Genomic DNA, 20,606 nt, shown 5'->3' with positions numbered 1-20,606 from the left:
ATTGCACGTCGGCTGGGGTTCAGGCGCCAAGCACGCCGCGGCGGTCGCGGAACAGCAGCAGGCGCAGGCTCCCGCGTCGGAGTCCTGACGCTGGTTACCGTGCCGCGGCGGGTATCGCGTCCGGCTGGTCACGGCGCAACTGAACGGCGGCAGCGGCGAACAGGGCGAGCGTCAGCCAGATGTATCCGTTGTGGACGACCGTCGCGATGCGGCCTCCCGACGGATAGTCGTAGATGCTGCTCATCGTCGGATCGAAGAAGGCGATCACACCACCCGACGCGATGACGACCGCCACCAGCAGTCCGATCGACACGACCACACCGCGCCCGCGCAAGGCCGAGTCGGCCAGATAAACCAGCAGCGGCGCGAGCCACACCCAGTGGTGCACCCAGCTGTACGGGGACACCGCGGTGGTGGTGAGTCCGACCAGGACCACCGCGGGCAGTTCGTATCCGGTCAGCGACAGCCGGCGTGCCAGGTACAGGCAGGCTGCGGCAATGGCGAAAGCACCTGCCAGCCAGAGCAATTGGTGCGCGCCCTCGACACCGATGGTCCGCGCGAGCAAACCGCGTAGAGACTCGTTGCGCGGATTCTCCGGGACACCGACGCGCTTGGGATCGGCGAACGCACCACCCCAGAAGGTCAGCGAATCCTCGGGCATGGCCGCGAAACCGACGAGCACGGTCGCCGCGAACGCGCCGATCGCCGTCACGGCGGCCCGGTACCTGCGGGTGACCAGCAGATAGACCACGAAAAAGGCGGGGGTGAGTTTGATGCCCGCCGCGATCCCGGTCAGCACGCCCTTCCACCGCGCCGTATCGGGCAGTGCCATATCGGCGAGCACCAGCAACAGCAGGAAAATATTGATCTGGCCGAAGGCCATGGTCTCGCGCACCGGCTCGCACCACATCAGCAGTCCGGCGATCGGTACGCCGACCAGCACCAGCCGCAGGTCGCGCCGGTAGCCGAGCATCGACAGTGCCGCCCACACCGACGCGGTCAACATGGCGAAATTGCCGAAAGCGCCGACATAGGTGAATACGTCACCGTGCAGACCGACCAGCGGTACGAATAGCAGCGCCGCGAACGGCGTGTAGACGAATTCCCAGACGCCGCGGGTGTGGCCGAGTAGGGGCGTGTCGTAGATGGAGACGGCCTCGACCACCCGGTGCCCGGCGATCTGATAGACGCTCAGATCCATCAGATGCATCATCACCCGCATCGTTTCGCGCACCTGGTGGATGTAGTACATACCGGCCACGGTCCCGAGGACCGAGATCACCCAGAACGCGGCGGCGGGGATGGTGCGGCGTTCGGGCTCGTTCGGTGCCGCGGACAGCGCCGCCGCATTCTCGATCGTCGATACAGGCACGCTCATCTCCCAGCGATCGGCGTCCGGACTCGCCGCCCTACGGTAGTGGCACCGCGCGTGCGGCGCACACCGCCCTGAATCAGCGACGCGGCCGGATATTCTCGCGCACCGCGGCGATATCCGGATAGCCGTTCACTGCCATGAGCAGATCGGCCTCCGCCAGAATCATCCGCAGCACGTGCACCAGACCCGACACCCCGCCCAGCGCCAGACCGTAGACATACGGGCGGCCGATGCCGACCATCGTCGCCCCCAGGCCCAGCGCCTTGATCACATCGCTGCCCGAGCGCACACCGGAATCGAACAGTACCGGCACCCGGTCGGCGACCGCTTCGACCACGCCGGGTAGCGTCTCCAGCGCACTCAGCCCGCCATTGGCTTGGCGGCCACCGTGATTCGAGCAGAAGATGCCGTCCACTCCCGCATCGATCGCGCGGCGCGCGTCATCGGGATGGGAGATGCCCTTGAGGATGAGCGGCAGCTCGGTCAGCGGACGAAGCCAGTCGAGATCGTCCCAGGTGAGCGAATTTCCGAAGGTCTGCGCCCAGTTCAGCACGATGGCCTGCGGATCGTCCGAGCCGACCATCTTCTGGAATACGGGATCGGAGGTGTAGTTCTTCAGCACGTGCCCGCGCAGCTGTGGGAAGTTACCCGTCGACAGATCACGCGGCCGCCAGCCCGGCACCCAGGTATCCAAGGTGATCGTGATGCCGCGATATCCGGCCGCCTCGGCTCGGCTCACCAGACTCGCGGCGAGGTCGCGATTCTTCGGTGTGTACAGCTGGAACAAGCTCGGCGTCGCACCCGCATGGCTGATGACCTCCTCCAGCGGATCCTCCATGAGCGTCGAGAAGACCGCAGGCACACCGGATTTCGCCGCGGCCTCGGCGACCGCGATATCACCGTGCTTATCGCCGACCAGGCCGATCACACCGACCGGGGACATGAAGATCGGGCTGGGAAAGGTCAGTCCCCAGGCGTCGACCGACAGGTTGCGCTGGATTGCGCCGACGAGCATGCGCGGCACCACACCCCAGTCCTCGAATGCTTCGACATTGCGCCGCTGGGTCAGCTCGTCACCGGCTCCGCCCGCGATATAGGAGTACAGCGAGGCGGGCAATGCGGCCGAGGCCTTGGCCTCCAGCGTCGCGTAGTCCATCGGGAACTCCGGCATATGTCCGCCGAGCGCGGCGAAGTAGATCTCGTTCTGATAGTCCGCGAACGCCACTGTTCTGCCCTTCGCTGGGAAGTCGATCGTAGGGGTAGTTTCCGCTTGCCGGATAATTAGACGCTAATGTCCATGATCAACGCCGGACGGACCGCGAACATTCGACCACGCACAGTGCGGGAGTTATGTGATGCGTGTCACAATGTCGGACCGGTTCGTCACGGATGACCTGCGCATCGAGGTCCGCCGTAGCACGGTAACCGCCGGAGCGACGGGTACTCCCGGAGCAGCTGACAGATTGTGAGAACCGCCGTGAATCCCGACTACCTCGATCGAACCGATGACCGCGACCTGCTGGTGGCAAGTCAGATCAAGAGCCGTCCGCTAGGCCGCCTGGTGCGGCTGGCGCTCGGCCTGTCCACCGAGTCCATGGACCTGCTCACGGCACTCACCGACCGATTACGGACCGCCGAGGGCGCGCTGGCCGATCCGGCGACCAGCGGCGAGTTCTAGCACTGACCGGTGTCACCTCCGAAATGGATTGTGTCCGTGCGGAACCTTCGGAACATTGGTCGCCAGCTACCCCGACCGCCGGTGCGGGAGAAGGCCTCCGGCTCGCCAATGACACCGACTACGGCCCCAGCGCGAGTGTGTGGGCCGCGACTGCGGCCGAGGGCGAGGCGATCGCGGTCCGGTTGCGCTCGGGGCCGTGAAGGTCAACGAAGGCTATGCGTCGCCACGGCCGGTCCGAGCGCGCCGATGGGCAGTATGGGCGGCTCCGGGGTGCGACAGCCTCGCTAGCTCCCGTGCGGAGGGACCAGGCCGTGCTTGTGGGCGTAGACGACGGCGTGGATCCGGTCGCGGACGCCGAGTTTGGCGAGTATGCGGGATACGTGTGTTTTCACCGTCTCTTCGCCGACGCCGAGTGCGGTGGCGATTTCTGCGTTACTGCGTGCATCGGCCAAGAGCAGCAACACTTCTCGCTCTCGTGCGGTCAACTGCTCCACCGCGAGTGGGGTGTCCGGCGGGGCAAGCGTACCCGCGAACCGCGAAATCAACCGCCGCGTCATCGATGGGTCGATCAGGGCGTCGCCGCGAGCGGCGATCCGGATGGCCGCCACCAGTTCCTCCGGTGGCAGGCTTTTCAGAAGGAACCCGCTGGCTCCCGCCTGCAGTGCGCCGTAGAGGTTGGTATCGCTGTCGTAGGTGGTCAGCACGAGGACGCGCGTGCCGCCCGCCGCGACAATCGCCGCGGTGGCCGCGAGTCCGTCCAGTTTCGGCATGCGCACATCCAGAATCGCGACGTCCGGTCGCAGCCGGGCGGTTTCGGTAATGGCGCTGCGGCCGTCGCCGACTTCGGCGACGCATTCGAGATCGGACTGGCTGTCGACGACCGCGCGCAGTCCGGAGCGGAACATGCTGTGGTCGTCGGCGATCAATACCCGCACCGGTGCGTTCACGAACCTCCGATCGGCAGGGAAACCCTGGTGTGCCAATGAGTTTGCGTATCGTCGCGACCGAATCGCACTTCGCCGCCGAATAATGCGGCACGTTGGCGGATCCCGCTGAGTCCACGGTGCTCCGCCATATCGCCGACGTCGGCGGTGGCGGCGAGCGGATTGATCGACTCCAACACCACCCGGTTCGGCTGATAGTCCACGATCAGCCGCGCGTGCGCGCCGTCGCCGTGGCGCAGCGCATTGGTCAGCATCTCCTGCACGATGCGATACAGCGTCAGATTCAGCGAATCCGGTAGCTCGACGGCCGCACCGCGCACCGTGAATTCGACGGCCAAACCGGCCGCGCGCACCCGCTCCAGCAGATCGTCGATATCGGCAAGTCCGGGCTGGCGCCGGCCATCCTCCTCGCGTCCGTGTAGCAGATCGAGTTGGCGGCGTAAATCGACCATGGCCGCCCGGCTGCTGGACTCCACCGCGGTCAGCGATCGGGTGGCGGCGGCATTGCCACTGTCGGCCATGGCGATTCGGGCCGCACCGGCATGAATGCCGATGGCGCTGACGTGGTGGGAGATCACATCGTGCAGATCCCTGGCGATGGCGGCACGTTCCTCGGCAACGGCACGAGCGAGTGCGGTCCGCTGCTCCTGTGCGCGCAATGTGGCCTGCTGTTCGAGGTCGGCGATATACGCGCCCCGCGCCGCCGTATACCGGCCGACCAGCCACGGCACCACACCCACCGATATCGTCGAGGCCAGCAGCAACCGCCAATCGTTCGAGGTATTGCTGCGGATCAGCAGATGCGCACCCGCGAAGCCCGCGGACATCGCCGCGACGGTCAGCACCGATTTCGGACCGACCATCCAGGCGCCCGCCCGATATCCTGCCACCAGGAAGCCGACATCGGCGAAGCGTGCGGCGAAGCCGTGCCGGTGCAGCATCAGAGCCTCGGCCAATCGCAATGCCACCTGGGTCACGGCCACGGCACCAGCGGTGCTCGGCGGCGCGGCCAATGCCAGATCGGCCGCGACGATGGCGATCAGCACCGCGGTGGCCTGCCACGGGGCCACGGCGAAGATCCCGTTCACTATCAGCATCGCGGCGTCGACCGCCGCGGCCACCACCGCGACCACCAGCGATTGGCGGGCCAGCGATCTGCTCAGATCCAACAGTTCGCACCACCTTCGCGCAGTCCGGGTCCAGCTGTCCGCGGGCGATCCTACCCAGGGTTCGTTCATATTCCTCGGACCGAACTCTGCCCGGGCGCCAAGCGCGCCACATCCCCCGCCCGGGGGATCGCAAATCCCTCGTCAGCGCGATGTTTGCGCAGGCCAGGGCCCGTAACGTGGCGGTGAAACAGTACAGCGGAGGAGTCATCGTGATCGGTGCGCAGTTATTCATCTACGCCATTCCGGCGTTCGCCGTACTCATGTTCGTGGAGTGGATCGACTATCGCCGCGATTCGGATCGCCCGGCCAACGGCCACTCCGGGCGGGATATGGCCGCCAATATCACCACCTATCTGCTGGGCCGATTCCTGAAGCCGGTGCAGCAGTATCTGATTCCGTTCTCGGCGGTGGTGGTCGCAGCCGCTATTACGCCACTGCACTTGTCGCCGACCACCTGGTGGGCGTGGGTGCTCGGGCTGGTGGTCACCGATTTGTGCTACTACTGGGCCCATCGCGCCGACCATCGGGTCCGGCTGCTGTGGACCGCGCACAGCGTCCACCACTCCAGTCAGTACTTCAATCTCTCCACGGCCATCCGCCTGCCGTGGGTGCATCCGGCAGCCAGCATCGTGCGCGGATTCGCTTGGGTCCCAGCGGCTTTGCTGGGGCTCCCGGCGTGGATGATCTTCCTGCTGCAGACCATCGGACTGCTCTACCAGTTCCCGATCCACACCCAGCGCATCCGGACCCTGCCGCGCCCGATCGAGTTCCTGTTCAATACCCCGGCTCATCACCGCATCCACCACGGTTCGAATCAGCCCTATATCGATAAGAACTACGGCGGTGTCTTCATCGTCTGGGACCGACTGTTCGGCAGCTTCGCCGCGGAGACCGAGCCCATCCGCTACGGGCTCACCAAGAACATCGACACGGACAACCCACTGCGGGTCAACTATCACGAACTCGGCGCACTGATCAGCGATGTGCGCCATGCGAATACGTGGCGCGGCCGCCTCGGCTACGTCTTCGGCCCGCCCGGATGGTCCGAAGCCGCGCAGGCCGATGACGCGCACGGCCAGCCCGCCGAGTCAGCACGCGAGGGTTCGATCGCCGCATAGCGTCGTCCGCGGCGTCTCGGCGCCGCCACGGATCACCTAGATCGAGTGAATATTCGGATAGCGGTGATTCGTCGACTGTCGGGCGCGAAGTCGACGAAGGCTACGCCCCGAGCCGAATCCAGCCGGACGCTGACGCTTACCGCGCGGCCTGCGGCGATCAGCTTGTCCCACTGCATATTTCGCGCCCGATTGGTGAACTCCTCCAGCGAGATCCTGGTTCCGGCCGGTAATTCGATGATCGCGCGCTCACCGAGCAGGCCACGAACTCGTGCGATATCTGTGGCCGCCACGGCCGAGAACACCTGGGCCGCAGCGTGTTTGCCCGATCGGCCGATGCCGCGAAGCGCCTGCGTCATGCCGAACATGCCGTCGAAGCCCTGATTGGCGATCAGCTGCGGGCCCAATTTCAGGGCGGCACCGAGTCCGGGCACTCCGGTGCGCAGTAACTGCACGATCATCGCGGCCAACTCCCAATAGGCGGCCAGCCGGATAATCTTCCAGACGCCGTCTTCCTCGACGAGGTCGTAGCGTAGGTGCATGGGCACCGCGACGGTGGCGCCGGTCGACATGGTGATGCGGATCAGCAGGTCGCGGACCACCGTGGATGGGCCCACGAAGTCGTGGTCGACCTGGAATTCGATGGTGTTGGGGCCGATGAAGGTGTCGTAGAACCGTTCGATCGCGGCGCGGCCGATATGCGGGCGGGAACCGACCGGATCGTTGACGGTGGCATCGGCGGTGAACAACTCGACCCAGGCCGCCTTGTCGTGTGCCGCCACCGCACGCGGTGATGCCCGGACGGCCGCGATCAGGTTCTCGGCTGTGGAATCCAGCGGCATGAGTGTTCCTCCTAGCTGCTGCATCACATGGTAGAACATGTTCTAATTTCTGCGCCGCGGGTTCGGCGCGAAGTGCTCGGCGCCTGCTCGACAAGGACTGCCTGGACGTGTTGCGCGATACTCATGAGATATGCGACCACCCAACCAGCGCTGGGCGAGACCGGTGGACTGGATGTCAAGGGGCTTGGGCACCCCAGACTGCGCGGGAGCCGGATTCGCCGACGCGGTAGACCTGGGTGGTGGCTGCGGCGCCTGCGGCGATTGCCAGTACGGCGACCAGTACGGTAACTGCGCGAGTCACCGGGCGGCCGCGTTCGGTGCGTAAATGGATGATGATGAGCAGTGCGGTGACGAGCAGTAGGGGCACCACGAAGTAGATCATCGTGTTACCGAGGTTTGCGTGCTTATCGATGGCGGGGGATCCACCGAGCTTGTGCTGGAGCCACTGGCCTGCCTCGGTCGTCACCGGGGTAAGGGCGGTGGTGCTGGCGGCCAGCGCGGTGAGCAGCCAGATCAGTCGGCGACGAGCCGCGGGCCAGACCGCCGACAAGATGAGCAGGGCCGCGGTGAACGGTACGAAGACCACGATCAGGTGCACCAGTAGTACATGGGCGGGTAACCCGTTGACTGTCGACATGAAGCACTCCCGGAGTTCGTGACCGCGGCGGTTGCGGCCCAAGCATCTCCTTCACCTCACGGTTCAGCGCGGTGAGCGGTTCATCCCGGCAACTGTGTCCCGCCGTTCCTGCGCGTCACCGCCGGGCTGATCACCGAGGTCTGGTCGGCCTCCGGCGGCCCGACCGGCCGCAGTTACTACTGACCGAGGGCCATCGGCGGAAGATACTCGCCGACCAGGGTGCGCTGCCACAGCATGTGTTCGTGCTGGAGTTCGGCGCGAGTCGCGAAGCGGTACAGATAGATTCGCGCCCGAACGTATGTCGGTGGCGAGTCGGGGAAGGGACAGCGGCGCAGTAATCGTAGTGTCGCGGCATCGTTGCGCAGCAGTCGCTCGACGAAGGCGAGCAGCCAGCCGCGAGCGTAGGACGGGGAGATCGCGGCGAACCACATCAGCCAGTCCAGCCTGAGGTGGTACGGGGCCCACTGCCGTGGCCATCGTCGCGGATCCCCCGGCTTACCCTTGAACTCGTACTCCCGCCAGCGCGTCCGATCGGTGATGTCCGGTTCGTCGGTGCCCTCGAACACCACCTCCTCGCGGGTGCGGCCGATACTGCCGAACGCACCGTAGGTATTGACCAGGTGCAGGGGGTTGAAGGACGCATTCATCCGCTGCTGGCGCGAGATCAGATTGCGGGCGGGCCAGTAGCTCAGGGACACCACGACGACAGTGCACGCGACCACCAGACCCACGAACCACGGCGGTGCCGCCGACATCGACGGCGAACTCGGTACGGGCAGTATCGCTTTCGCGGAGGACACATCGATCACGGTGGTGGCCAAGAGGATCGTCACCCAGTTCAGCCAGGCGAAGTTGCCGGAAAGCACCAGCCACAGCTGCGTGAGGATGATAAACGCGGCGGCCACGCTCGCCACCGGCTGCGGCGCGAAAAGTCCCCAGGGCACGACGAGTTGGGCGAAATGGTTGGCCGCCACCTCTACCCGATGCAGCGGTTTGGGCAGCCGGTGGAAGAACCAGCTCAGCGGGCCGGGCATCGGTTGGGTCTCGTGGTGGTAGTACAGGCAGGTCAGATCGCGCCAGCAGGAATCGCCACGCATCTTGATCAGACCGGCACCGAACTCCACCCGGAACAACAGCCACCGCGCCAACCACAGCACCAGCACCGGCGGCGCGACCCGATCATTGCCGAGGAAAATGGCCAGGAATCCGGCCTCCAGCAGCAGCGACTCCCACCCGAACGCGTACCACGCCTGCCCCACATTGACGATCGACAGATACAACGCCCACAGCACCGCCCACAGCAGCATCGCCACCCACAGCGGCACCAGATGCAACGCTCCGGCCACCACCGCTGCCGACAGCGCCGCGCCGGACCAGGCGACCACAGCGAAGAACCGGTCCGAGTAGTGGAAATGAAAAAGGCTGGGAGCCTGGCGAAACGCGACGCGCCGGACGAATCGGGGCACCGGCAGCATCCCCCGCGCGCCGATGAGGGCTCGAAATTGCCGAGCCGCGGCCACGAAGGCGATCAGATAGATGACGGCCAGACCGTGTTGGAAAACCAGTCTGCCCAACCAGTACTCGGATTCGGTGAACGATGGCATGCCCGCTCCTTCCTACCGCTACCGCCAGCGATACGGCGCCCGCCCCTCCTCCGGATAGCCGTATCCCGCTTCGGCATAAGGTAATTGGCGGTTCTCGCAGAACCCGTTGAGATAGGTTCCCGGCTTGCCGACGGGTTCCCCCTCCTCCAGTGTGCCGCGCAGCCCGAGATGCCCGTTGGCGAGTGCGAAGATGGATTCGGTTCGATGCAATGCGTCGAGATCCAGCCCGCACCAACGCAATTGCCATGGCGCGATGTCGAAGCCACGGCAATCGGCAGTCATTGCCGTGACCCGAGCTCGGCCAGATCGGTGACGACCACATCCGCCCCGGCCCGACGTAATGCGTCGGCCTGTGCGCCATCGCGCACTCGATCGACGCCGACCACATATCCGAAGTCGGCGGCCCGACCGGCCGTTACCCCGGCGATCGCGTCCTCGAACGCCGCGGCCTGTGCCGGCTTCGCGTCCAGCGCCTGGGCGGCCGCGAGAAATGCGTCCGGCGCGGGTTTGCCGCGCAGGCCGCGGTGGGCGATCTCGACGCCGTCGATACACACGTCGACGAACCGGGCCAGATCCGCGACCGACAACACCTCGTGGGCATTCGCCGATGCGGTCACCACACCTGTTCTCAACCCGGCCGTGCGCGCCGCGGTCAGATAGGCCAGTGATCCCGGATATACATGGACGCCGTCGCGTTCGAGAAACGACCGGAACAGCCGATTCTTCCGATTGCCGAGCCCGTGCACGGTCGGCTCGCCTTCCCCCGCATCGGGTTCCCCCTCCGGCAGCGTGATCCCCCGGGAGGTCAGGAACTCCCGGATGCCGTCCGCGCGCGAGCGGCCGTCCACATAGCCCAGATAGTCCGCATCGGTGAACGGCTGGAACGGGCCGGGGTTGCGACCGGCGAGAAACTCGTCGAAGACCGCCTTCCATGCCCGCCGATGCACCGCCGCGGTATCGGTCAACACACCGTCGAGGTCGAACAGCGCCACCGAGATCGTTTCGGGCAATCCGAGGCCCCGGAGATCATGGCTGGGCGTCATACCCCAGCGGTACCCGTGCATAGCACCGGCAAACAGCGCGTGGTCGCGACTAGTCGAGCGATTGATCGTCGAGTATGTCGGTATCGGTGCCGACCGATTCCAGGCGCAGTGCGATGGCGGTGACCACCGCGTGGACCTGTTCGGTGCAGGCGGTGAGGGAACGCAGGACGGTGAGCGAACCGGTTGCGACGTAGAAGGTCACATCGGCGATGCGGGCCAGCGGAGAAAATGCGACGTCGGTGAGGGCGATGGTGGTCGCGTCCCGGCGGCTCGCGGACTCGACGGCGCGCACGGTGTCACTGCGTAGCGGTGAATCGATACCGCGATGAGGGCGTCGCCGGGTTCGATATCGCGCAATTCGTCGGTCAGCACGCGTGCGGTCGCCCCGAGCTTTCGGACCCGACGCACCAGCCGCAGCTGGTGGTAGGTGGCAGGCGCGATCGCTGACGCCTTGTACATGCCGCATCGCACTCCTATCGTTGCGGGCGGAGGGGGCGGACCCTGCGGAGTAGAGATGATCTACGACAATTTGCTCACGCTGACAGCGCAGGCACCGCTCACCAGCGGTTTGCGGCAGGGTGAAGTCTTTACGCCCTACGCCGCTTTGGTCGAGCGGATCGGTCGACTCGCCGCCGGCCTCATCGAACGCGGCATCGACAGCGGCGACGCGGTTGCCCTGCTGATTCCGAATTCACCCGATCTATTCGTCACTTCCCACGCGCTCTTCGCCATCGGCGCCATCGCGATGCCGCTGGGCGTGACGGCCACCCGATCCGAACTTGCCATGCTCACGCAAAAGACCGGGCTCGAGGCCGTCATCTCAACTCCCGGCCTCGCCGCTGCCGCCGACATGCTGATCGCAGATGCAGCCCCCGGCATTCCCTTGTTCCTGACGAGTGCCCTGCCCGAAGCAAGTGCAACCGCCCAGCTACCGAAACTGCCGGGCGACACAACGGCGCTCTACCTCTTCTCGTCCGGCTCGACCGGGTTGCCCAAGGTGGTGCCGCACACCCATGCCGAACTCATCGCTGATGGCGAACGAAGCAGCACGGCCTGGGACCTTCAGCCCGACGATATAGTTCTGGACATTCTGCCGGGCAACTTCTCGTTGGGCTTCATCCTGGGCGCTACGGAAGCCGTCGCCCGTGGTGCAACGACGCTCTACTGGAGCGATCCCCTGCCGCTGGTGCTTTCGCGCAAGAAGCTGCTCGACACCATGGTCCGCGAGCGCGTCACCGTCATGGGTGCCGTTCCGGCAATGTACGAAATCGTCGCCGGTCAGCCCGGCAATTTCGAACTCAGGCTGCGCCTGGCCTTCTCGGGCGGCGTCGCATTGAAGCGGCCGATCTTCGAAGCGGTGCGTGAGCGCCTTGGTGTCACACTCCGTCAGGCTTATGGCTCGGCCGAGGCGAGCATGGTCTCGCATAACAACTCCGCCGATCCCGACGCAAGCTGGGCCTCGGTGGGCAAGCCGGCGGGCGACGCCAGGGTCCGCATCGTCGCGTTCGACACCGAATTCGGCCCATCCGTCGGCGAAATGGAACTAAGCTCATCCTCGCTCATGCGGGGCTATCTCGGCGATGCCGCAGCCAATGCTGAGGCGTTCGATGAGGGCTGGTTCCGGACCGGCGATCTTGCCTCGCTCGATGAAGAAGGCCGCATCTTCATCCGTGGCCGCAGCAAACTGCTGATCGAGGTATCCGGCTACAAGATCGATCCCATCGAGGTAGAGGAGACGCTCATGACCTTGCCGGCTGTCGCCGAAGCCGCAGTGGCGGGTCTCCCAGACCCGTGCGATGGCAATCGGCTGATCGCGTTTGTCGTCAAAGGGGCGGACGTGTCGGCCGATGAGTTGATTCGCTATGCCCGCAGAAAGCTGTCGGTCCAGAAGGTCCCGGCCGAGATCGCGTTCATCGACGCACTGCCGCGCAGCTCGGCTGGCAAGTTGCTCCGCGCCCGGCTGCGCGAGCTTTAGTTCAGGCGGGCAGATTCGCTCGTTGCGAAACGTAGGCCGCTACGTTCGCAGGCGATTCGAACAGGTCCTCCCGTATATCCGTCTCAGGGATGCTGATCTTGAATCGCTTCTCGAGAAACCGTATCAGCTTCACCAGATCGATCGAGTTCAGCACGCCGGCCTCGAGCAAAAGGGTCTCACGATCGACCGGCGCTCCACCGGTTTCAGCCACCATGCCGGAGATGTACTCGATGATCGGTTGTTCGATAGCGTTCATTACTCGCGTCCCTTATTCAGAGAGCATATTAGCCAATTTCATCGCGACCTGAAATGGTGCTCGAAAACGTGGGAGGACGGCTTGGGCGACACACGCCCACTGGGCGAACAGGAACGACTGCTCAATCATTTGCATGCCCATGGCGGGCTGATCGCCATGCAGGTGCTACACGTGCGCGGCCGCCTCGATCCTGCGCTGGTGAAGCGCGCGCTCGCCTGGCTACAGACCCAGCACCCCATCCTTCGCGCTCATATCCGCCCCGGCAAGATTGCCTGGGGACGCCTACCGCCCTTCGCCTATCGCCGGCCCTGGTTCGACACCGAGGGCACGACGGAGATCCCGTTGAAGGTGCTCGACGACACCGACCCGGACGCTTGGCGCAAAATTCTTGCCTCCGACATCCGCACGCCGATCCCGAAGGGCAACCATCCGCGCCTGCGGATAACGCTGGTGCGGCAGTCGCCCGACGCCGACGTCAACCACATCGTCATCTGCGCCGATCACGCGACGCTCGACGCCCAGTCCGCCAACATGCTCGCTCACCAACTTCTCGAATTCCTCGCCGATCCAGCCAGGGCGCAACTGAAACCCCCGCTCCACACTGCTCTGCCCCCGCCGCTAGAGGCCGGCTTGCCCGACAAGTCCGGCAGTGGCAAGAAGACCACCTATACGCCAGCTATTCGGCTCCCCAAGCAGACGGTGCCCGATCCGAAGGACGAAACGCGAGTACTCGCGCGTCACCTCGGGCCCGTCATAACGGCGACGCTCGAGGATGCCATCAAAACCCACCGGACGACGCTGCACGGTGCGGTGACGGCGGCCTTCCTGCTTGCCATACGCGAGCGGTACGGGCTCGACGCCATGACCGTGTTGGCCACGGTCGACCTCCGTCGCCTCTGTAAACCCGCGCCGCCGCACGGGATCTACGGTTGCTACATCGACATCCTGCGTACCAAGCACCCGATCACCGACGACTTCTGGGCAACCGCCCGTGATGCCTCGTTCAAGCTGATCGCCGCGCTGGCCAAGGACCAGGAGTCCGCCTCGGTCATGAAGCTTCCCGGATGGAAAGTGTATCGGTACGAAGCCGGCCCAACGATCAAGCACAACCAGCGCATCGACGGACTCGCTGTTACCACGGCAGGTCAGTCCGGCCTGCAGACCAGCTACGGCGCCTACACGCTCGAGGACGTCACCAGGGCCGTTTCGATCGACATATTCGGCCCGTCACTGTTTGTGATCGCCAACGAATGGCTTGGTGGCCTGGACCTCAGCGTCGGGTACACGGCAATCGCGATGAGCGAGGATGAGGTCTGCTGGCTCACCGACAACGCGGTGGCCCGGCTCGAAAGTGCCAGATAAGAACCCGCACCGATCGCACGTCTGGAGCTACCATGCTCTGGCCCGCAGCGGTCTTACCCGGCTTGCCTATTGCGCTGAGCGCGCTCAGCCGTGCGAACACGTCACTGTAGGTTGCGCAGCTCTACGTAACGTACCCTCCCAAACCATCTCCCTCCCAGTGAACTCTCTTGCTTTGTGTTCGGTGTTGGCTCTTGCCTCGCCCGTGCGCAAGCTCGGTACATGCCGAAGTGCAGATCGAGGCTTGAAGAACCGCAACCAGCGCGCTGACCGTCGAGATCGGCGACGTGCGCGATCAGTCGAGCACCGGAACGCAGCGCGCCCGACGAACTTCGACAATCAATGGCGGCGGGTGAAGGCCGAAAGGCCTAGTGGACCGGGAAAAATAGCCTAGGCCAGAGAGATAAAAAATCTCCCTGGCCTAGACCGCTTGTAGCGGGGACAGGATTTGAACCTGCGACCTCTGGGTTATGAGCCCAGCGAGCTACCGAGCTGCTCCACCCCGCGTCGGTAAACACCACATTACACACGTCTGAGCGCGGAAGGCAAATCACTTATCCTCCAGGGGGTTTACCCTGGTCAGCGCGCTGGAGGACAGGCGGTCGCAGAAGCAGGGAGGCCACGAGAGACGGCGCCGGACATCCACGAATCCGCCCACCGCACATGTGCGGGCTTAGCGGCGAAAGCCGATCGAAATGCGGCAGAGCAGTGGTCGGCCAGCGGATTCAAACGTGACCTGAGTCACTATTTCTTAGTGATCCCGAACACATAACGATGCTATAACCGACCGTTCGGAATCCATTCTCGAAGCATTTACGACCTGCGCAAACACCGATATGCCCGTTATTCGCATCATATAATTGGGAAGTTATCAAGATGTGATCTGTCGAGATTTCTTGGTTACCGTCGGACCACGGCCCAGGTCAAAACGTGCTGGGCTCGAACTCGAACCGCCGAACGCCGGCGACCCTGTCCCGCGGTTCGAGGATCCCCGACACCTGGGGGCAGGGACTCGGCAATTGCATTACCGGGAGCGGTGGGCGCAGGGAGGGAATACAACATGTCGAAGCACCGAAAGCTCAGCACCCGCGCCCTCGGCTATGCCGCTGTCACCGGCGCATTCGTTGCCGTCCCATTCGGTCTTTCCACCGGCACCGCAGCGGCCGCCCCGTCCCATAATTGGGATGGCGTCGCGCAATGCGAAAGCGGTGGCAACTGGGGTATCAATACCGGAAATGGCTACTACGGCGGTCTGCAGTTCTCGCAGAGCACCTGGGCGGCCAATGGTGGCGCCGGTTCCGCCAATAATGCCAGCAAGGAAGAGCAGATCCGGGTAGCCGAGAATGTGCTCGCCACCCAGGGTTCGGGCGCGTGGCCGGTCTGCGGCCGGTACCTGCGTGCCGGTCAGTCCGAGCCGAGCCCCGCCGTCGTCGAGCCGGGGCCGGCCGCGCCGGCAGAGGCTGCCCCCGCCCCCGCCACCAACGTCAAATCCGCCATCGAGCTGGCCAAGTCCGCGGGCTACCAGCTGGCCAAGCAGAACGGCCTGGAGGGCCAGTACCAGCAGCTGCTGGACCAGAACGGCGCTTTGATCGACTCGCTCGGTCACTGACGTACGAATCCGACGTCACTCGGCAACGGCGCCGAGGTCGGCGTCGACTCGACGTCGATGAGAACGGCCCCGCCACCCCAAGGGAACCGGGTGACGGGGCCGTTCCATCGGGGTCAGCGGCCGGCGTCCTGATACGCCTTGACCGCGGCGTCCAGTTCCTCGAGCGCCTTGCCGAAGTCCTGGAAATTCCCGGACTTCATGGCATTGCGCACATTCTCGATCTTCTTGCTCAGCTCCGCGGCCGCGGCATCCTTGGCCGCGGAACCGGTCGCCGGCGGCGGCGTGGTGCCCTGTGTCGGCGGTGCCATGCCCTGTGTCGGCGCAGTGGCGCCGTGGTCCGACGGCGGGGTGGTGCCCGGTTTCGGCCTGCTCGCCGGATCACCGCCGAACGGCGTGGCCAGCGAACCCGTTCCCGGTAGTACCTGATTCAGCGCATCGGCCAGGGTGGAGGCGAAACCGACCTTCACACTGCCCGCCACATCGCGGTAGCTCACCAGCACACGCAGCAGCTGCGGGAAGGTGGAGCTGCCCGCGCCGGTATTTCGCTCGTTGTAAAACGGCTCCACATAAAGGATTCCGCCGTCGGCGATCGGCAATGTCAGCAGATTGCCATATCTGATCTTGTTCGAGTTCGACAGCAGTGTTTTCTGGCTGGATACTTCGGGCGCCGTCGTCATACTGTTCTGCGTTTGCTGCGGACCCTGTGTCTGCGTATCGGTCGGCAATTGCAAGATCGTGAATTTGCCGTAGCCGTCCGGATCCGAACGCACCGAAATATAGGCGGACAGGAACTGCCGGTTGTAGCCGACCATGGCACTGGTCAGATTGAATACCGGCTTATTGTTCGCCGACGCATCACCGAGCAGTACGTAGTACGGGGGCTGGTTGAACGTGCCGCCCTCGGCAGTCGGATCGCTCGGCACCGACCAGAAAGCGTTGTTGGTGAAGAACTCTCGCGGATTGTCCACGTGGTACTTGGTCAGCATTTCGCGCTGCACCTTGAACAGATCCTCGGGATAGCGGAAGTGCGCACGAAGTTCCGGTGAGATCTCGCTCTCCGGTTTGACCGCGCCCGGGAACACACCGCGCCAGGCCTTGAGCACCGGGTCGGTGGGGTCCACCTCGTAGAGGGTCACCGTGCCGTCATAGGCGTCGACAGTGGCCTTCACCGAGTTGCGGATATAGCTGACCTCCTTGCGTGGCAGCAGCCTTCCGGTCTTCTTATCGATGCTGTCCTCGACCGCGCCCTCCAGCGAGGTGGTCTGCGCGTACGGGTAGTTGTCCAGCGTGGTGTACGCGTCGACGATCCACTGGATCCGGCCGTTGACGACCGCCGGATAGGCATTGCCGTCGGTGGTCAGCCAGGGCGCCACTTTCTGCACCCGCTCGCGCGGACTGCGGTTGAAGATGATCTTGGAGTTGTCGCCGATGGCCGAGGAGAACAGCAGATTGCGCTCGGTGTACTTGGCCGCGAAGGCCAACCGGTTGAACCAGTTCCCGATCGACACGCCACCCTTGCCGTTATAGGTGAATTGCGCTGTGTCGGAATCGTATTCGCGTGGTTGCGAGCCATTCACGGCGCCGACGATCGCGTAGTCCGGATTGGACTGCGAGATCAGTTCGCCGTAATAGATGCGCGGCTGGTCGACCTTGATCTGCTGCTGGTCGGTCGAGTTGAACAGGTCGCTGACCAGGAAGATGGGGTAGCCGCTGTCGCTGCTGCCGCCGGTATTGGCGTTGGGGTCCTCGTACTGCGGCCGGTTCACCCGATTGGCGGGTGCCGCGACGAAGCCGTTGCCGTGGGTGTAGACGGTGTGCTTGTTGATCCAGTCGGTCTGATTGCCGCTCAGCGCCGAAGGGTGCAGTTCGCGGGCGGCCACGATGTAGTCCTGGGTATCGCCGTTGAGGGTGTAGCGGTCGATATCCAGCGACTCCGGGAAGCCGTAGAAGTTCTTCAACTGCTTCAGCTGAGTGAAGGTGGGCGACAGGATATTCGGGTCGAGCAGGCGGGCATTGCCGATCGTCGCCGCGTCGACCGGAACTTCCAGCGGACTCTTCGAACTATCGCCCTTGTAGTCCTTGTACTCGATCTTGTCCGAGGTGATGCCGAACGCCTGCCTGGTCGCGGCGATATTGCGTTCGATGTATTCACTTTCTTTGTCGGCGGCGTTCGGACGCACCGAGAACTGCTCGACCACCAGCGGCCATACCGCGCCGACCAGGACCGAGGAGAGCACCAGCAACGCGGCCGCCATCGCCGGCACCCGCAGGTCGCGCAACACGATACCGGCGAAAAAGGCGATCGCGCAGATCACCGCGATGGACAGCAAGATCAGCTTCGCGGGCAGTACAGCGTTGATATCGGTGTAGGAACCACCGGTGAAGGTCGGCTCCTTACGACTGCTCGACAGCAGTTCGTAGCGATCGAACCAGTAGGCAATCGCCTTGAGCAATACGAAAATTCCGGCGATTACCGCCAGCTGGATACGCGCGGGCTTGGTCAGCGTGCCCTCGCGGCCGGTCAGGCGCAGGCCGCCGAAGACGTAGTGCGTCACGAGACTGGCGAAGAACGCGATGACCACCGCGACGAACAGCCAGTTCAGCACCATCCGATAGAACGGCAGGTCGAAGGCGTAGAACCCGACGTCGAGACCGAACTGCGGATCTTTCTGGCCGAACGAATCGCCATTGAGGAACAGCTGCACGGTGACCCAATTCGACTGCGCCACCAGGCCGGACAGCACACCGATCAGCAGCGGAATACCGACACCGAACAGTTTGAGCCGACTCATCACGGTGGTGCGGTAGCGCGCGATCGGATCGTTCGGCCCCGCGACCGGCACGAATACCGGCCGGGACCGGTAGGCCAGCAACAACGCCAACCAGACGACGAGACCGACGAACAGCGCGACGACGATGAACAACAGGATCCGCGTGCGCAAGACGGTGAGATAGACGTTGCGGAAACCGACCTCGCCGAACCACAACCAGTTCGTATAGGTGTCGGTCAGCCGCGGTCCCAGCAGCAGCAGCGCCGCCAGGATGATGGCCGCCACCAGCAGCACTCGGCTGCGTCGGGACAACGAAGGTAAGCCGGTGGGGGGCCGCATGCCCACGATGCCACTCTCCAAGGTCCGGCGGCGCGCGCGCCGATGTTCTCGGCCGTGACACCGCAGTCCAATGTTGCAGATGGTCCCTGGGGACCGTCTCGCGCCCACTCTACGGAATCGGGCTGTGACAGTGGCAGCGCCTTAGGCGCCGCATGTTCTCAGGACTCGATTCCGTGGTGGTCGCGAGATCACACCGCCCTCGATACATATGCCTGGTTGCTGGTGCAAGGATGTCCGGTGTGACCGCAGATCTGCACGCCGAACTCGTCCTCGCCCGTTCCGTCCGCGAAGTGGCGGAATTCGTCGATGCCGAGGGTTGGGGCAGACCGCCGCAGATGTTCGCGCTGGTGCCGACGGCCGATTTGGTCGCGGCCGAGCCCGGATTGCTGGATCAGCTGGATGAGGGCAGCGAGCTGACCGCGATTGCGCAGGAGTCGTTCCCGGACGACATCACCGGCGGGTCGATGGCGCTGGACGAATTCCTCGCGACCACCAGCTGGCCGGAGGCCGTGAGCGGCTGTCTGCTGGTCCAGGAGATCGTCGTGCTGCCGCCGGATGCCGAGAGCACCCTCGACGATGCGCTCACCCCGCTGCTCGCCGATCACGAGGCCGCCGATGCGGCCGCGCGCGCCGCGGCCGAGACGCATCCCGGACGGCGCACGGCCCGACTGTTCGCCGCGGTGCTGCGCACCGGCGCGGAATTGTGCCTGCTGCAGGTCAAGCCCGAGGACGATGTCGACGACTTCGGCGATCTCGAACTGCGCACCCATCCGAATCTGGCGCCCAACCTGATCGAGGCGCTGCACCACACACTGGAGTGAGGCTCAGCCGCAGGAGACGGTCTCCCGGCCCGCGTTGAGATCGTTGAGGGATTGCACTGCGCCGCTGAGGTTTTCGACCTTCACCAGGCGCAGGCCGTCCGGTGTGCGCTGTCTGGCCTCATTGCAGTTGGCGGCCGGGACCAGGAAGGTCTGCGCACCGGCATCGCGTGCGGCCATCATCTTGTACTGGATGCCGCCGATCGGGCCGACCTTTCCGTCCTGATCGATGGTTCCGGTACCGGCGACGAACCTGCCGCCGTCGAGTTCACCGGGCGTGAGCTTGTCGATCAGCGCGAGGCTGAACATGAGACCGGCCGACGGTCCACCGATATCGGCGAGGTTGAACGAGACCTCCATCGGCGGGCGCGCACCCTCGGTCGGAGTCAGGCCGAGGTAGCCCTTACTCGCATCGTCGGGGCGGGCGGCCAGGGTGATGGTCACGGTGTTCTCGGTGTTCTCGCGTCGGTAGGTCACGGTGATCTGGCTGCCGGGGGCCTGCGAGGACACCGCGGCGACGACATCCTTGGGCGCGGCGATCGGTGTGCCGTTGACGCTGACCAGTTCGTCACCCGCCCTCAGCGTCTCCTTCGCCGGGCCGTCGTCGGAGACCTTGCGCACCAGCACCACCGTCGGCAGGTTCAGGAAGTGCAGCGCCGCCACCTCGGCATTGCCCTCGGAATCCTTGAAGTCCTGCTGATTGGACTTATCGATCTCCTCGCGCGGGACACCGGGTGGATATACCTCGGCGCGCGGAACCAGTCCGTACTGACCGCTGACCCAGAACCCGAACGCCTCGAAAATATTCAACCCGTCGCGCACCGAGACCGTTGTCATATTCAGATGACCGGTCACCGGGTCGACTTCGGCGCCGCGGACGTCGACGACCTGCTTGCCATCGACCGAACCGAGGGTATTGAACGTGGGTCCCGGCCCGAGTGCGACGAACGGTACCGTGAGCAGGCTGCCCACCACACCGAGGACGAGCACCGGGATCAGGGCGGCCACCAGGGTCAGGATCCGACGATTCACCTGAACCACAGTAATGATCGTCGCCGCGCCCAGTCGTGCG

General features: G+C 64.7%; 18 protein-coding genes, 1 tRNA gene and 1 pseudogene. 6 read left to right on the top strand and 14 right to left on the bottom strand.

Going from position 1 to position 20,606, the window contains the following annotated elements; all coding sequences use genetic code 11:
• Positions 1 to 94 precede the first annotated feature (94 nt).
• Both ACW2Q0_RS26950 and ACW2Q0_RS26945 read right to left on the bottom strand, forming a co-directional pair.
• The gene (locus ACW2Q0_RS26950; RefSeq protein WP_457193708.1) at positions 95 to 1,372 is read right to left on the bottom strand and encodes a glycosyltransferase 87 family protein; all 1,278 of its coding nucleotides are present in this window, start codon (positions 1,370 to 1,372) and stop codon (positions 95 to 97) included.
• 79 nt (positions 1,373 to 1,451) lie between these two features.
• A complete protein-coding gene (locus ACW2Q0_RS26945) occupies positions 1,452 to 2,600 on the bottom strand; it encodes an alpha-hydroxy-acid oxidizing protein (RefSeq protein ID WP_457193707.1) in 1,149 nt (382 codons plus the stop codon).
• A 240-nt stretch (positions 2,601 to 2,840) separates the two neighbouring features.
• Here ACW2Q0_RS26945 and ACW2Q0_RS26940 point away from each other — a divergent pair, with 240 nt between their 5' ends.
• Entirely contained in the window at positions 2,841 to 3,053 is a 213-nt protein-coding gene (locus tag ACW2Q0_RS26940) for a hypothetical protein (protein ID WP_457193706.1), read from the top strand.
• Positions 3,054 to 3,337: 284 nt separating this feature from the next.
• Here ACW2Q0_RS26940 and ACW2Q0_RS26935 read toward each other — a convergent pair whose 3' ends face one another.
• Both ACW2Q0_RS26935 and ACW2Q0_RS26930 read right to left on the bottom strand, forming a co-directional pair.
• Positions 3,338 to 4,000 carry a response regulator gene (locus tag ACW2Q0_RS26935; RefSeq protein WP_457193705.1) on the bottom strand — a complete coding sequence of 221 codons (663 nt, stop codon included), beginning with the start codon at positions 3,998 to 4,000 and terminating at the stop codon, positions 3,338 to 3,340.
• The gene (locus ACW2Q0_RS26930) at positions 3,997 to 5,166 is read right to left on the bottom strand and encodes a sensor histidine kinase (RefSeq protein WP_457193704.1); all 1,170 of its coding nucleotides are present in this window, start codon (positions 5,164 to 5,166) and stop codon (positions 3,997 to 3,999) included. Before ACW2Q0_RS26930 ends, ACW2Q0_RS26935 begins: the two co-directional genes overlap by 4 nt.
• A 206-nt stretch (positions 5,167 to 5,372) precedes the next feature.
• Here ACW2Q0_RS26930 and ACW2Q0_RS26925 point away from each other — a divergent pair, with 206 nt between their 5' ends.
• On the top strand, positions 5,373 to 6,284 hold the full coding sequence (locus ACW2Q0_RS26925; RefSeq protein ID WP_457193714.1) for a sterol desaturase family protein: 912 nt from the start codon (positions 5,373 to 5,375) through the stop codon (positions 6,282 to 6,284).
• Positions 6,285 to 6,316: 32 nt separating this feature from the next.
• On the opposite strand, the gene ACW2Q0_RS26920 is transcribed toward ACW2Q0_RS26925, so the two are convergent.
• From ACW2Q0_RS26920 to ACW2Q0_RS26895, 6 genes and pseudogenes are all read right to left on the bottom strand, one after another.
• Positions 6,317 to 7,123 (bottom strand): SgcJ/EcaC family oxidoreductase, encoded by an 807-nt coding sequence (locus ACW2Q0_RS26920; RefSeq protein WP_457193703.1) that lies wholly within the window; start codon positions 7,121 to 7,123, stop codon positions 6,317 to 6,319.
• A 175-nt stretch (positions 7,124 to 7,298) separates the two neighbouring features.
• Complete coding sequence (locus tag ACW2Q0_RS26915; RefSeq protein WP_457193702.1) at positions 7,299 to 7,760, bottom strand: DUF2231 domain-containing protein; 462 nt, start codon at positions 7,758 to 7,760, stop codon at positions 7,299 to 7,301.
• Between the two features lie 176 nt (positions 7,761 to 7,936).
• The gene (locus ACW2Q0_RS26910; RefSeq protein WP_457193701.1) at positions 7,937 to 9,364 is read right to left on the bottom strand and encodes a lipase maturation factor family protein; all 1,428 of its coding nucleotides are present in this window, start codon (positions 9,362 to 9,364) and stop codon (positions 7,937 to 7,939) included.
• A gap of 39 nt (positions 9,365 to 9,403) precedes the next feature.
• Positions 9,404 to 9,646, bottom strand: a pseudogene (locus ACW2Q0_RS26905) (family 65 glycosyl hydrolase); the annotation flags it as partial.
• Positions 9,643 to 10,407: an HAD family hydrolase gene (locus ACW2Q0_RS26900; RefSeq protein ID WP_457193700.1), complete on the bottom strand. Its 765-nt coding sequence runs from the start codon at positions 10,405 to 10,407 to the stop codon at positions 9,643 to 9,645. The gene ACW2Q0_RS26900 and the pseudogene ACW2Q0_RS26905, both read right to left, overlap by 4 nt.
• 49 nt (positions 10,408 to 10,456) lie before the next feature.
• Positions 10,457 to 10,699, bottom strand: coding sequence for an SIS domain-containing protein (locus ACW2Q0_RS26895; protein WP_457193699.1), 243 nt, complete (start codon positions 10,697 to 10,699; stop codon positions 10,457 to 10,459).
• 222 nt (positions 10,700 to 10,921) lie between these two features.
• Here ACW2Q0_RS26895 and ACW2Q0_RS26890 point away from each other — a divergent pair, with 222 nt between their 5' ends.
• Positions 10,922 to 12,382 (top strand): class I adenylate-forming enzyme family protein, encoded by a 1,461-nt coding sequence (locus ACW2Q0_RS26890; RefSeq protein WP_457193698.1) that lies wholly within the window; start codon positions 10,922 to 10,924, stop codon positions 12,380 to 12,382.
• A 1-nt stretch (position 12,383) separates the two neighbouring features.
• On the opposite strand, the gene ACW2Q0_RS26885 is transcribed toward ACW2Q0_RS26890, so the two are convergent.
• Positions 12,384 to 12,638 (bottom strand): acyl carrier protein, encoded by a 255-nt coding sequence (locus tag ACW2Q0_RS26885; RefSeq protein WP_457193697.1) that lies wholly within the window; start codon positions 12,636 to 12,638, stop codon positions 12,384 to 12,386.
• Between the two features lie 81 nt (positions 12,639 to 12,719).
• On the opposite strand from ACW2Q0_RS26885, the gene ACW2Q0_RS26880 reads away from it, so the two are divergent.
• Positions 12,720 to 14,000, top strand: a complete 1,281-nt coding sequence (locus ACW2Q0_RS26880) for a hypothetical protein (protein ID WP_457193696.1) — start codon at positions 12,720 to 12,722, stop codon at positions 13,998 to 14,000.
• 430 nt (positions 14,001 to 14,430) lie between these two features.
• Here ACW2Q0_RS26880 and ACW2Q0_RS26875 read toward each other — a convergent pair.
• Positions 14,431 to 14,504: transfer RNA gene (locus ACW2Q0_RS26875), tRNA-Met, on the bottom strand.
• Positions 14,505 to 15,057: 553 nt separating this feature from the next.
• Here ACW2Q0_RS26875 and ACW2Q0_RS26870 point away from each other — a divergent pair.
• Positions 15,058 to 15,606: a transglycosylase family protein gene (locus ACW2Q0_RS26870; RefSeq protein ID WP_457193695.1), complete on the top strand. Its 549-nt coding sequence runs from the start codon at positions 15,058 to 15,060 to the stop codon at positions 15,604 to 15,606.
• Positions 15,607 to 15,719: 113 nt separating this feature from the next.
• Here the strand turns inward: ACW2Q0_RS26870 and ACW2Q0_RS26865 are convergent, their stop codons facing one another.
• The gene (locus tag ACW2Q0_RS26865) at positions 15,720 to 18,722 is read right to left on the bottom strand and encodes a UPF0182 family protein (protein ID WP_457193694.1); all 3,003 of its coding nucleotides are present in this window, start codon (positions 18,720 to 18,722) and stop codon (positions 15,720 to 15,722) included.
• Positions 18,723 to 18,955: 233 nt separating this feature from the next.
• Between ACW2Q0_RS26865 and ACW2Q0_RS26860 the strand changes: the two genes are divergently transcribed.
• Entirely contained in the window at positions 18,956 to 19,537 is a 582-nt protein-coding gene (locus ACW2Q0_RS26860; protein ID WP_457193693.1) for a PPA1309 family protein, read from the top strand.
• 3 nt (positions 19,538 to 19,540) lie between these two features.
• On the opposite strand, the gene ACW2Q0_RS26855 is transcribed toward ACW2Q0_RS26860, so the two are convergent.
• Positions 19,541 to 20,566, bottom strand: coding sequence for a YlbL family protein (locus tag ACW2Q0_RS26855; protein WP_457193713.1), 1,026 nt, complete (start codon positions 20,564 to 20,566; stop codon positions 19,541 to 19,543).
• Between the last annotated feature and the right edge of the window lie 40 nt (positions 20,567 to 20,606).

It is taken from the genome of Nocardia citri (genome assembly GCF_054065835.1).
The sequence above is the reverse complement of the archived record's forward strand: the minus strand, read 5'-3'. Positions and strand labels throughout refer to the sequence as shown.

Excerpts from the sequence above, each read along its gene's own strand:
- ACW2Q0_RS26915 (WP_457193702.1), bottom strand. The coding sequence starts at position 7,760 with ATGTCGACAGTCAACGGGTTACCCGCCCATGTACTACTGGTGCACCTG.
- ACW2Q0_RS26910 (WP_457193701.1), bottom strand. The coding sequence starts at position 9,364 with ATGCCATCGTTCACCGAATCCGAGTACTGGTTGGGCAGACTGGTTTTC.
- ACW2Q0_RS26920 (WP_457193703.1), bottom strand. The coding sequence starts at position 7,123 with ATGCCGCTGGATTCCACAGCCGAGAACCTGATCGCGGCCGTCCGGGCA.
- ACW2Q0_RS26890 (WP_457193698.1), top strand. The coding sequence starts at position 10,922 with ATGATCTACGACAATTTGCTCACGCTGACAGCGCAGGCACCGCTCACC.
- ACW2Q0_RS26900 (WP_457193700.1), bottom strand. The coding sequence starts at position 10,407 with ATGACGCCCAGCCATGATCTCCGGGGCCTCGGATTGCCCGAAACGATC.
- ACW2Q0_RS26870 (WP_457193695.1), top strand. The coding sequence starts at position 15,058 with ATGTCGAAGCACCGAAAGCTCAGCACCCGCGCCCTCGGCTATGCCGCT.
- ACW2Q0_RS26885 (WP_457193697.1), bottom strand. The coding sequence starts at position 12,638 with ATGAACGCTATCGAACAACCGATCATCGAGTACATCTCCGGCATGGTG.